The organism is Weizmannia sp. FSL W8-0676, assembly GCF_038593015.1.
Lineage (GTDB): Bacteria > Bacillota > Bacilli > Bacillales > Bacillaceae_C > Weizmannia > Weizmannia coagulans.
In genome coordinates this window covers 902,554-914,548 of record NZ_CP151954.1, presented here as the reverse complement: position 1 = coordinate 914,548, position 11,995 = coordinate 902,554, and the positions used below count along the sequence as shown (strand labels likewise).

Genomic DNA, 11,995 nt, shown 5'->3' with positions numbered 1-11,995 from the left:
ACCTCCTTTTCCAGCCGAAAAATCAGTTCTGCAGCCCTTTTAACAAATACAGTTCAAACGCCTCCGCAATTTCTTCCTTCGACAGGGAATCATGGTGTTTTTCCCAGTCAAAAATAATGGCGACATACAGTTTAAACATGATAAAAGCGGTCAACTCCGGATTGCACGGTTTGATTTTCCCCGCCTGTATCGCCCGTTCCAGCATTCCTTTCAAGTAGTCAATGATCTTCTCTTCAATTTTCTCGACCATGTCATTAACGGCCGGCGTTCCCATTTCTTTCTGCTCTTCGAATAATTTAAGCGTCAGCTGATGGGTTTTGCGGAATTCAAGAATGCTGAACAGGGCGGAATGCAGATTGGCATAAAAAGAAGCTTCCGGATCCATTGACGCTTCCGCCACCTGCTCCATTTCATCAATCAGGCGGGCAATGATTTCATGGAATAATTCTTCTTTATTGCGAAAAAAATTGTAAATGGTCCCCTTTCCGACGTTGCCCATTTTGGCGATCAAATCCATTGTTGTCGCTTTATAACCATACTGGGCAAAAGATTTTGTAGCAGCGTTTAATATTTGCAGCCTGCGGTCCGTTTCCAAGCTTTCCACCTCCCGTTAGAACGAGTGACTGATTTGGTTTTTTGGTCATATTCGCACAAAAAGTAATATACCACGTTTCCTCCTGAACATCAAGTATTTGTATCCGGGAACCGTGATGCTTCCGGCCAAGTCTCTGCAGTGCTTTTCATTGGCGCATTTTTCATTCGTTTCTTCAAGTAAAAGCATTCCTTCGTTGGGAATGATCTCCCGCCGCTGCGCCATACTTGCATGGCAACGCGCCGGAAAAGATTTTACACATGTATGCTTCCCGTTTCCGTGACAATAAAAACGGCAGGTGCCAGCCGAATGCACCATGCCGCTTTCTTCATCACCTGTTAAAATTCAGCCCGAAGCCGGAAGTACCGGAGCATCTCGCCAACCGCCGCCCTTCCCTGGGAGATGCAGTCCGGCACGCCGACCCCGTTAAACGAGCTGCCGGCAAAAGAAATGCCCGGCAGTTCGTTTTTGGCTGCCGCTACAATTTTCCCGATTCTTTCTTTATGGCCTACCGTATATTGCGGCATCGCATATTTCCAGCGGGAAACAACTGTAAACTCCGGTTCTGCTGTAATTTCCATGATTTTATTCAAATCTTCCAGCACGATTTTCTGGATCCTGTCATCTGCAAGATCGACGACCGCGGCTTCCGCCGACCGGCCGATATAACAACGCAGCAACGCTTTTCCTTCCGGTGCTGTATGCGGCCATTTTTTATGCGTCCAGGTGCAGGCGGTAATTGTATAATCACTGTTTCTCGTCACCACAAAGCCTGTCCCGTCAATGTCTTTTTTCACCGCGCTCTCCGGAAACGCCATCGAGACTGTTGCAACAGATGTGGATGGCACCTTTTCAAGCGGCGCAAAAAAAGCATACTTTGAAAAAATATGGGGGAGCGAAAAATGAGGAAGGGCCGAGATAATATAATCCGCTGTGATGCGTGTTCCATTTGTCAGTGTGATCCTGTAATCCCCGCCGCCCGTACTCATTTCAACCGTATCCACTGTCACGCCCTTCATGACCGCCTCAGCGCCGATTTTTTCCTCAAGTGCTTCAACGAGCGTTTCGAGGCCGTTTTGAAAGGTTAAAAAAGCCCCCTTATTCCGGGTTGGCCTGGAGTCTTGCGCAAATTCCGCCGCTACTTTTTTCATGCCGAGGATCAGGCTTCGGTGTTTTTGGACAGCCTCGAAAAATTGAGGATGCGTTGCCAGCACGCTCAGCTCGTCGACATCTCCGGCATACACCCCGAACAATAATGGTTCGACAAGGTTTTCCAGCACTTCTTCACCGAGCCGGTAGCGGACAAAATCCCCGACTGACCGGTCTTCGCCGGTATTTTTCCGGGGCAGGATCAAATCGCAGAGCGCCCGGATTTTGCCGGTAACAGAAAACAAAGGGGAAGCAAAAAAAGGCGCCAATCTTGTCGGAATGCCCATCACAGAACCTCTTGGCACCGGATAGAGCTGTTGGTTTAATAAAATATAAGATTTGCCTGTCGCATTGGATACGAGGGAAGGCGACAGCCCGAGATCTTCTGCCAGATGCAAAGCGCTTTGCTTTCTTGCCAGAAAAGAATCCGGCCCGCGTTCAATGACAAATCCGTCCCGCCTGACCGTCTGGATTTTTCCGCCAAGCCGGCGCCCTTTTTCCAACAATATCACATCAAACGGCAGCTGTTGGTCCTCAACAAGGCGCCGCAAATAATAAGCAGCTGTCAAGCCGGTGATTCCGCCGCCAAGCACAGCTACTTTTTTTCTGTTTCCGGCCATGGTCAGCACCTTCTTTGGCAATAATGTCATGTTTTATGGAAATCCGTTAAAAAATCTCAGGCGGCTGCCTATTCTTGCGGCAGCAACCCTGATTTTGTTTTTTTCAAAACAGCCTCAGCCAGCGAATCAATAAAAGCCGGGTTGTCATTCGGCATTTCCGGGCGGTAATACGATGCGCCAACTGAATCGCAAACTGCCTTGCACTCATAATCATTATCATATAAAACTTCCAGATGTTCCGCAACGAACCCGACCGGCGCATAAATGAAGGCTTTATAATGATGTTTTTCATACAGCGTTCTTGTAAGGTCTTGCACATCGGGGCCGAGCCACGGATCCGGCGTATTGCCTGCACTTTGCCAGCCGACTGCATACGTCTGCACGCCCGCTGCCTCCGCAATCAGATCAGCGGTTTCCCGGATTTGTTCCGGATACGGATCGCCATACTGCAGAATTTTCTCCGGAAGGCTGTGGGCGGATACAATCAAGCAGGAAGACGTGCGTTCTTCTTCACTCATTGTAGCATACGTTTTCTTCAATTGATGTGCCCAAAAATCGACAAATTTCGGTTCATCATACCAGCTTTCGACCGATTGGATGGCGGGCCCGCCCAGTTTTGCCGCTGTTTCTTTCGCCCTTTCATTGTACGATTTCACGCTGAAAGCCGAGTAATGCGGCGCAAGCACGATCGATACCGCTTCTTCAATACCGTCATCATGCATTTGTTTGACGGCATCTTCAATAAAAGGTTCAATATGTTTTAAGCCGATATAAGCTTTAAATTCTGCCCCGTCTTGCCGTTCATTCAACCTCGATTCAAGCGCATATGCCTGGTTTTCCGTTATTTTGGCAAGCGGGGACAAGCCTCCGATTGCTTTATACCGGCGTTTCAAATCTTCCAGCAACTCATCCTGGGGCCTTCTCCCGTGCCGGATATGGGTATAGTAACGCTCAATATCTTCTTCTTTATACGGCGTGCCGTACGCCATCACGAGCAGTCCGATTTTTTTCTTTTCCATTATGCTTCCTCCTGTTGTTTTCTTTCGCTGTATTCATGAATAAACGTTGTCAGCCTTTTTAATGTTTCCGGACGGACATCAGGGGTGACACCATGCCCGAGGTTAAAGATGTAACCCGGCTGCGCCATGCCTTCGTCCAGTATGGCGGCCGCCTTTTCTTGAATAACTTCCCACGGGGCCAAGAGCACGGCGGGGTCAAGATTCCCCTGGATTGCTTTTGTCACGCCGAGCGCGCGCGCTTTTTGGATCGGCAGCCGCCAGTCGAGGCCAACCACATCAATTGGCAGGCTGTTCCATTCCAGCGCCAGATGCCCGGCCCCGACACCGAACAGGATGAACGGGGCATTCTCTTTTTGCAATGCGGTAAATATCCGTTCCATCACAGGTTTAATATAATTGCGGTAATCCGCTGCATTTAAAGCGCCCACCCATGAATCAAATATTTGGATGGCGCTCGCACCGGCTTTGATTTGCGCTTTTACATACACAATGATCATATCTGCCAGTTTTTCCATCAGTGCAAACCACGCTTTTGGTTCTGTATACATAAACGCTTTTGTTTTTCGATAATCTTTTGAAGGCCCCCCTTCAATCATATAACTGGCCAAAGTAAAAGGCGCGCCGGAAAATCCGATCAATGGAACCGCCAATTGTTCCTCCGTTAACAGCCGGATCGTCTCCAGTACATAGGGAACATCTTCTTCCGGATACAACTCCCCCAATTTTTCCACATCTTTTAACGAAGAAACTGGGTTATGTATAACAGGGCCTGCTCCTTTGAGGATTTCAACTTCCACACCGAGGGCGGGGAGCGGTGTCATGATATCTTTATAAAGAATGGCGGCATCCACATCATAATGCTCTACCGGCAGCCTTGTCACATATGCGCACAGTTCCGGCTGATGCGTGATGTCGAACAGAGAATACTTTTCTTTCAGTTTACGGTACTCGGGCTGGGATCTGCCGGCCTGCCGCATATACCAGACGGGGACGCGGCCTGCCTGTTCTCCCCTTGCCGCTTTTAAAAGGGAATCGTTTAAGATCTTTTTCTTCAAATGTTATCCTCCTCACGCCACACAGTCACCATTTATTTTATAATAATTCTTTTCAAATAAAAACTATTTTATCCTGAGAGGGCAATATCTTTTTTTACTATAATCGTTTCAAAAAGCATTGTGCAGTCAGCTCTTCCAACTGTCACAAATTTGCCGTATTTTGCTTTTCCCCGGTTTGTACGCGAAATTCAGCCTGTGTCCGCTATCGGCCCGGTTTTTTCCATTATTATCTAATTTTTTGCCGTATCCTTCCCTCCGGCGCCTCCCCGGCACAGGCAGAAAAGATGAAAAGGCGTGAGCCGCTTCCCTATTTATTAACCGCTTTCAGCCGTCGTCTTTATTTTGAAAAACTTTACAAATTGAACAGCGGAAAGATATACGTTAAACTGGAAGCAAAGAGGGGTGATAGAAATGAATGCATATATCACAACGGGTACTTATGCTTTTCTCTTAAAAATAAAGGAAAAGTATCCCGATGAAAAGATGGTGCTGTTGCAAAACCCGGAACATGCGCTGTTGTTGCACGAAACGGAGGGGAAAACCGTTTTTGCCTCGCCACGCCGTTATCAGCTGGCTGCCTCCAGCGGAAATTTGGAAGACGGCATATTCTTCATTTTTACCCATCTTCCGATTCCGGATGAAGGAAAACCGGTTTACGAATTCCACTTCAAAAAAAACACCCCGACCATAGAAAGCAAGCCCGGCTTTGCAGCATACCGGCTCCTCCGCCCGGTAAAAGGGGATACGTATATCGCCATTACCGGCTGGAAAGACGAAGAGAGTTTCGAAAAGTGGAAGCGTTCCATTGATTATTTGCTCGTCCACAGCCTGGATCTGACAGAAATTGGCGCAAACAAGAGCACGTATGACGCCCCTGCTTTTACAAAAGAATATGTCATTCCGCAAGATGAAGAGGAAGGATAAACAGATCCCGGCCGCCTGCTCAGGCAGCCGGGATCTGTTGCTGTAACCGCCCGTTAAGCGATATACACGGACCATTTCAGGAACCGGAAGAATGGGCGATTGGAAAAATTCCAGAGCGGGAAAGTGGGAGTGCCAATCGGGAAAAAAATTTAGTCCGCAGCCTGTCTTTCCGCGCCCGGCCTGCAAATCAGCCGCGAAAAAGGCAGGCCCGTACAGAGATTCAAAAACTAGGTACACTGATTTGCAAAGGTTCCGGAACAGGATAGGCAGGTAAAACCGTGCCTGCACGCCCCGCAGATGGCCTGCGGCATGATCCGGAGGGTGGCAGGCATTATCGTGACAGTCACCCATTTCTTGCCCCCGCCATATGCTGCATCAAGAAGGGGGCAATGGAAATGGGCATTGATTTGACTGCCATTCACTTTGTATATTTGATGTTTATTCTTTTCATTATCCTGATGATGGTCCTGAAAAAGGATACGTCCCTTGTATGTATTGCCGGTATTTTCATCATTGCATGGATTGCAACCGGATCGTTCACTGCGTCTGTCAGCGGTATTTTTACGAGTTTTGTATTTGCGATCAAAGAATTGCTGCCCATCATTCTTGTCATTTCCATTATCGTCTCGATGAGCAGGAGCATGCTTGATACCGGAATCAATGATGTGATGGTGGCCCCGTTCGCAAAACTGATAAAAGGGCCGAATCTTGCTTTTTGGATCATCGGCTTTTTAATGCTGTTTATCTCGACTTTCTTTTGGCCATCCCCTGCTGTCGCGCTGATGGGGGCTGTGCTTTTGCCGGTTGCGATCCGGGTCGGGCTGCCGGCGATCGGCGTGGCTGTTGCCATGAACTTGTTCGGGCACGGGATCGCCCTCTCCGGCGACTATGTCATCCAAGGGGCGCCGAAACTGACGGCTGACGGCGCCGGCATTCCTGTATCGTCCGTCATAGAAGCAAGCGTCCCACTCGTCATTGTGATGGGCGTGGTGACGACCGTTACCGCTTTTTTGCTGCTTAAACGCGATATGAAAAAAGGCTTGCTTGCTGCCGGAGAGAAACCGGCCGGGAGCACTGCACCGCCTGATGCAAAAGTCCCCGGGCTCAAGCCGGTATACAAAAAACTTTTTGCTTTTTTTATTCCTGTGTTTTTCATCCTTGACATCGTTGCCATGGTTCTTTTTCATTTGCAGGGGGATGCGGCAACCGCACTCGTTGGCGGCACCTCGATCATGATCTTGCTTCTCATTACAATGGCCGGTTCCCGTAAAAGCGGCTTTGAAAAAGTGACAAAATATTTGATAGACGGCCTGCAGTTCGGTTTCCAGGTGTTCGGCCCCGTCATTCCGATTGCCGCATTTTTCTATCTTGGCGGCGATGGTTTCCATACGATGATCGGCGCCGATCTGCCGGGCGCTTCACAGGGGATTGTAAATGATCTCGGCAGCGCCCTGGCATCGGTTATGCCGGTCTCAAAAGAAATCGGCGCACTGACAACAGCCGGAGTCGGCTTCATTACCGGCCTTGACGGTTCGGGATTTTCCGGCATTTCGCTCGCCGGCTCAATTGCAGCGCTGTTTGCCCATGCAATCGGTTCGGGAGCCGCCACCCTGACCGCGCTTGGGCAAATTGCCGCAATTTTTGTCGGCGGGGGAACGATCATTCCGTGGGCATTAATTCCGGCTGCTGCCATTTGCAATGTCGACCCGTTTGAACTGGCAAGGCGCAATTTAATCCCTGTCATCACCGGCCTCATTGTGACAACAATTGTCGCGATGTTTCTAATCTGACCGCAGAGCAGGCTGGAAACGGGGCGGCTGAAGCTATGGTCTCTCCATTCGCGCAGGCCAACAGCGGCCCGTTTAGACACGGTGCTGTAAATGGATGGAGTAAGGCGCCCGCCCATTCACATATGCCAACAGCGGCAGCCTGCATCCGCAGGTGCCGCTTCCTTTTAGCTGTTACCGCGATAAAGCAGCAGACTTTTTCACAATTATGGTATAATAGTAAAAATAACAGGTTGGGGGAATCGCAGATGACAGTGTTGGAAAAATTACATAAAAAACTGGACGGTTTTTACCCGGAAATGGTGGAGACAAGAAGATATCTCCATATGCACCCGGAACTGTCCTTTAAAGAAGTGGAAACAGCCCGCTATATTTCTGATTTTTACAGAAGCCTCGGCATCCGGCCGCGCGAACATGTCGGCGGAAACGGTGTCGTCGCCCGTATAAAAGGCACAAAGCCGGGAAAAACGATCGCGCTCCGGGCCGATTTTGACGCGCTGCCGATTCAGGAAGAAAATGATGTGCCCTATCAATCACAGGTGCCGGGTGTGATGCACGCATGCGGACACGACGGGCATACGGCGGCACTGCTGATGCTCGCCAAAGCCATACATGAAGTGAAAAGCGAATTGGAAGGCGAGTATGTTTTCATCCATCAACATGCCGAAGAATACGCGCCGGGCGGGGCAAAAGCCATGATCGAAGACGGCTGTCTCGAAGGCGTGGACGCCATTTTCGGCACGCATTTATGGGCAACGGTCCCGGTTGGCCACATCCAGTACCGGAAAGGGCCGTTCATGGCGGCTGCCGACCGGTTTGAAGTGACAATCCAGGGCCATGGCGGGCATGGCGCCCAGCCCCATCTTTCGAAAGATGCAGTCGTGGCCGGGGCGCAACTTGTCACGAATCTCCAGCAAGTCATCAGCCGCCGGATTAATCCGATCCGGTCCGCGGTTTTAACGGTCGGGCCCTTTTCTTCCGGCGATGCTTTCAATATCATTGCCGATACGGCGAAAATCACGGGCACGGTCCGGACATTTGACGAAGATGTGCGGGACAGGGTGGAAAAAGAAATCGAAAGGATCATCCAAGGCACATGCCTGGCCGCGGACTGCACATATGATTATGACTATTTCCGCGGATATCCGCCGGTTGTGAACCATGAGGCTGAAACAGCATTTTTGGCGGACTGCGCAAAAGAAATCGAAGGCGTCACCCAGGTGGAAGAAGTCGACCCGTCGATGATCGGGGAAGATTTTGCCTATTACTTACAGCATGTAAAAGGCGCCTTTTTCTTTACAGGGGCGGACCCGGAAAAAGCCGACCCGGCCTATCCGCATCACCATCCGCGCTTTGACATTCATGAAAAAGCGATGCTCATTGCCGCCAAAACTTTGGGCGCAGCAGCCATCCGGTACCAGAACGCCTGAAAAAGCGCTCAAGCATCAGCGTTGCCAGCCCGGTTTTTTCCTGGCAAGCCGGGCGTTTTGAAAAACCGCTGCAGGCGTAGGGTCCGTTTTTTCGGCAAAAACTTGCAATTGCTAATGCAAGGGGCGGCTTTTTGGCCGGTGGCTGAAACGCCATAGACGGGCGCATTGCTAAAAACGGCACCGGACGGATTGGGCATGAAAAAACGGCACAGGCTCTCCGGCTTGTGCCGTTTTTCATGTTTACGGGCAGGTTGCCACCTGCTTTAACCGAACCCGCCGCTTGCATGAGGAGCCTGTGCCGTTTTTTTAAGTTGACGGACAGGGCATGCACTCCGGCCCGGCGTTACTGTCGACGGATTTTTCCGGGAACATACCAGGCGACAAGCAGCCAGGAAAATACGGCTCCTGCCGCAAGAACGAAAAGGCCGTTCATCCACAAGCCGTTCAATGCGGCTGCCGCTGCAAAAATGGCCGTCTGCACATACAGGCAGACTGCAAGCAGCCGGATAAAAGATGTTTCTTTTAACTTGCGGGGCACCGGATAGAGACGCAGCCAGATTTTTAAATCGTGGGATCCGATCATCGGAATCATTTGGAAAGCTGTCAAATAAATAAACACGACGGCTAGAACGAGCGCGAGCACCCGTTCATGGCTGAAAAACAACAGCACGGCCCCGATTGCGGTCAGCCGCACAAAAAGCCCGAAATACTGGCTTGTCCTGAGGAACGTGCGGGCAAATAAATATTGATAAGTATGTTCCTGGCCGTATCGGATGCCGGCGAGGAGCGGATCGAGCCATTTGCGCCGTTTGACCTGCCCTTTGAGTTCCGGCACGTCGGCAAACAGATTTGCAAACCGGTAAAAGCCCATCAGCCGCCTTTGCTCGCGTTCAATGAGCGCATCCCATCTGAGTGTCCGTTTTTGGGCGAGCCGGTAAAAATACAGAAACAAGCCGAGCATAACGGCAGCCAGAATGCCCACAAGAAAGAGGCTTGCCTCATTGACAACGAGAAACACAAACGCGGCGCTTAATGCAAACCGGATGATCCAGTCGAAAACAGGGGCATACGGTTCCGGCAGTTTATACACATTCCAGCTCAAAAGCAGGTTCCACATTTTTAACGCGAGAAGCAGGACCAGCAGGCCAAAAAAACGGCCGAATCCGTGCCCCGTAACAGCCGCATACATCGGCATCAAAGCGGCAAGCACAAACAAAAGCAGATAAGCTTGAATACTGAAAGAAAACAGGATCGCTTTTTTAAAAAACGGGCGCATCCGCATTTCCATCGGGATAAGGAATACCCGGTCCGCTTCTTTTAACATCGTGTACACCGGGCTCGCCGCCAGAAACAGCCCGAGCAAAAGGCCCATTACAAGGGCAACGGGAAAATCCGGACTGAGATGCTTCACCCAGCGGCTATAGTAAAAAGCGGCGGCACCCAGCCCGAAAATCAGCACAAACAGCAAATGGTCATTAAAAATATACCGGGTATAGCGCCTTAAGTTTTTTAAATAGGAAGCAAACCTTTCTTTCCAAAGAAGGTCAATTTCGTTCATCGTCATCTTCCTTTGTCAATTGGATATATAAATCATCCAATGTTGCGCCGGGCATCGAAAATTGCTGCTGAAGCTCTTCCAATGTTCCTTTCGCGCGGATCCGCCCGTTATGCAAAATGATAAATCCGTCGCAATACCGTTCTGCCGTTGCAAGAATATGGGTGGACATCAGGATTCCCGCCCCCTTTTTTTTCATCGTGCCCATCAAATCCAGCAGTGACTGGATGCCGAGCGGGTCGAGGCCGAGAAAAGGCTCGTCAATAATGTACAGGCTCGGCTCGACTAAAAAGGCGCACATAATCATCACCTTTTGCTTCATGCCTTTTGAAAAATTGGCCGGAAACCAGCCAAGCTTTTTATGCAGGCGGAATTCCTTTAATAAAGGCGCGGTTCTGTCCGCATAGGTTTTTTCATCGATGCCGTATGCCATTGCCGCCAGTTTCAAATGTTCTTCCAGCGTCAGTTCCTCATATAAAATCGGGGTTTCCGGTATGTACGAAAACTGCTTCCGATAAGCGTCCGGATCCGCGTTTAAGTTTTTGCCGTTGATCGTGATCCGCCCTTTTTTCGGCTCCATTAACCCGATAATATGCCGGATGGTCGTACTTTTTCCGGCGCCGTTTAAGCCGATCAGCCCGACCAGCTGCCCCGCTTCTACCGTAAATGAAACATCTTGAATCACAGGTTTTTTCGTATATCCGCCTGTTAAGGACGCCACTTCCAATAATGTCATCTAAAGAACCCCTTTGTGTCAAAAGTTCTGATCTGTACCGTTATTGTACCATGAAAGCGTTCATGACTGAATGCCAACTGCGCGCCTGAAAAATTTTTGCGGTACGCATGTATAAATTCCAGCCATTTGCCCATCCTATACTTGCAGGGGAAACATGCAATCGGGGTGGTTGTCAAAGACCAGTAACGATGCTTTACATTAGCCATAACCGACTTCCAGGCACCTTTTACAATGAGGTGCTGGCGGTGAATCTGTTTAAAGGCGATGCACTTTAAACGTTACCCAATAAGGGGATGATCGCGTTGGAAAAAGTTAAGGAAGCCCATTATCAACCATACCATTCGTAAATGAAGTGTTGATCAAAGGCGCTTTTGGCTAGTTGAAAAACCCTGCAGAACGGGGCGGAAACGCAGGTTTCCGCCCCGTTTCCTTTTCTTTCGCCTTTTCATCCGTTATAATGAAATCAAAAAAATGGAAAGGTTGATCAAAATGTGTATTTTTTGCAAGATTATAAACGGTGAAATCCCGAGTGCAAAAGTGTACGAAAACGAGCATGTATACGCTTTTCTTGACATCAGCCAGGTGACAAAGGGCCATACCCTGATTGTCCCGAAAATACATAAAGAGAATGTCTACGAACTGACGCCGGAGATTGCCCGCAATTTCTTTGAATCCGTCCCGGTCGTAGCCAATGCTTTGAAAGCGGCATTCCAGCCGGAAGGGCTCAACGTGCTGAACAATAATGGCGAGATTGCCGGCCAGTCTGTATTCCATTATCATATGCACCTGATCCCGCGATATGGAAAAGGAGACGGCTTCGGGGCAGTCTGGAAAACACATGAAAAAGATTACAGCCAGGAGGACCTCCGGCAAATCGCCGCGGAGATTTCCCAAAATATATAAGCCGCACCGGGCAGCACCGGTGAAAAATCCCATTTTTGCGTCTTTGCAGCCGGTTTCGCGCTTATTTTATTCAGCGGCCATTTGGGCTGCTGTTTTTTTGTTGTGCCCAATTTGTTCAAAACATGCGCCACTTTTTCCGTCTGCATGCTATAATAAGGTTAATCTTTTGCCGCCGGCCATGAGGGTACGGCGGGAAAGCACCAGATGAGATGAGAACAGGAGAGT

At 49.6% G+C, this 11,995-nt stretch carries 10 protein-coding genes; 4 read left to right on the top strand and 6 right to left on the bottom strand.

The genetic code is table 11. The features are described from left to right. Window positions 1-22: 22 nt before the first annotated feature. The 4 genes from NST20_RS04285 to hemE all read right to left on the bottom strand — a co-directional run bounded on the left by NST20_RS04285 (window position 23) and on the right by hemE (window position 4,435). On the bottom strand, window positions 23-595 hold the full coding sequence (locus tag NST20_RS04285) for a TetR/AcrR family transcriptional regulator (RefSeq protein WP_118498070.1): 573 nt from the start codon (window positions 593-595) through the stop codon (window positions 23-25). A 335-nt stretch (window positions 596-930) separates the two neighbouring features. Further along, entirely contained in the window at window positions 931-2,361 is a 1,431-nt protein-coding gene (gene hemY / locus NST20_RS04280) for a protoporphyrinogen oxidase (protein WP_342400140.1), read from the bottom strand. Between the two features lie 68 nt (window positions 2,362-2,429). Then, complete coding sequence (gene hemH / locus NST20_RS04275) at window positions 2,430-3,380, bottom strand: ferrochelatase (protein WP_019721777.1); 951 nt, start codon at window positions 3,378-3,380, stop codon at window positions 2,430-2,432. After that, entirely contained in the window at window positions 3,380-4,435 is a 1,056-nt protein-coding gene (gene hemE, locus NST20_RS04270; protein WP_118499056.1) for a uroporphyrinogen decarboxylase, read from the bottom strand. The genes hemH and hemE overlap by 1 nt, the downstream gene beginning before the upstream one ends. Before the next feature lie 411 nt (window positions 4,436-4,846). Here hemE and NST20_RS04265 point away from each other — a divergent pair, with 411 nt between their 5' ends. The 3 genes from NST20_RS04265 (at window position 4,847) to NST20_RS04255 (ending at window position 8,576) form a co-directional block, all read left to right on the top strand. Next, entirely contained in the window at window positions 4,847-5,359 is a 513-nt protein-coding gene (locus tag NST20_RS04265; protein WP_342400139.1) for an antibiotic biosynthesis monooxygenase, read from the top strand. 395 nt (window positions 5,360-5,754) lie between these two features. Further along, on the top strand, window positions 5,755-7,149 hold the full coding sequence (locus tag NST20_RS04260) for a hypothetical protein (RefSeq protein ID WP_342400138.1): 1,395 nt from the start codon (window positions 5,755-5,757) through the stop codon (window positions 7,147-7,149). Between the two features lie 245 nt (window positions 7,150-7,394). Then, the gene (locus NST20_RS04255) at window positions 7,395-8,576 is read left to right on the top strand and encodes a M20 family metallopeptidase (RefSeq protein WP_342400137.1); all 1,182 of its coding nucleotides are present in this window, start codon (window positions 7,395-7,397) and stop codon (window positions 8,574-8,576) included. Between the two features lie 343 nt (window positions 8,577-8,919). On the opposite strand, the gene NST20_RS04250 is transcribed toward NST20_RS04255, so the two are convergent. Both NST20_RS04250 and NST20_RS04245 read right to left on the bottom strand, forming a co-directional pair. After that, a complete protein-coding gene (locus tag NST20_RS04250) occupies window positions 8,920-10,134 on the bottom strand; it encodes an ABC transporter permease (RefSeq protein WP_342400136.1) in 1,215 nt (404 codons plus the stop codon). Then, entirely contained in the window at window positions 10,121-10,867 is a 747-nt protein-coding gene (locus NST20_RS04245) for an ABC transporter ATP-binding protein (protein WP_013858728.1), read from the bottom strand. Before NST20_RS04245 ends, NST20_RS04250 begins: the two co-directional genes overlap by 14 nt. A 489-nt stretch (window positions 10,868-11,356) precedes the next feature. Between NST20_RS04245 and NST20_RS04240 the strand changes: the two genes are divergently transcribed. Continuing rightward, the gene (locus NST20_RS04240; RefSeq protein WP_013858727.1) at window positions 11,357-11,770 is read left to right on the top strand and encodes an HIT family protein; all 414 of its coding nucleotides are present in this window, start codon (window positions 11,357-11,359) and stop codon (window positions 11,768-11,770) included. Window positions 11,771-11,995 lie beyond the last annotated feature (225 nt).

Bases quoted from the DNA above. Each gene is read 5' to 3' on its own strand.
- NST20_RS04240 (WP_013858727.1), top strand. From the start codon at position 11,357: ATGTGTATTTTTTGCAAGATTATAAACGGTGAAATCCCGAGTGCAAAA.
- NST20_RS04245 (WP_013858728.1), bottom strand. From the start codon at position 10,867: ATGACATTATTGGAAGTGGCGTCCTTAACAGGCGGATATACGAAAAAA.
- NST20_RS04250 (WP_342400136.1), bottom strand. From the start codon at position 10,134: ATGAACGAAATTGACCTTCTTTGGAAAGAAAGGTTTGCTTCCTATTTA.
- hemH (WP_019721777.1), bottom strand. From the start codon at position 3,380: ATGGAAAAGAAAAAAATCGGACTGCTCGTGATGGCGTACGGCACGCCG.
- NST20_RS04260 (WP_342400138.1), top strand. From the start codon at position 5,755: ATGGGCATTGATTTGACTGCCATTCACTTTGTATATTTGATGTTTATT.
- NST20_RS04265 (WP_342400139.1), top strand. From the start codon at position 4,847: ATGAATGCATATATCACAACGGGTACTTATGCTTTTCTCTTAAAAATA.
- NST20_RS04255 (WP_342400137.1), top strand. From the start codon at position 7,395: ATGACAGTGTTGGAAAAATTACATAAAAAACTGGACGGTTTTTACCCG.
- hemY (WP_342400140.1), bottom strand. From the start codon at position 2,361: ATGGCCGGAAACAGAAAAAAAGTAGCTGTGCTTGGCGGCGGAATCACC.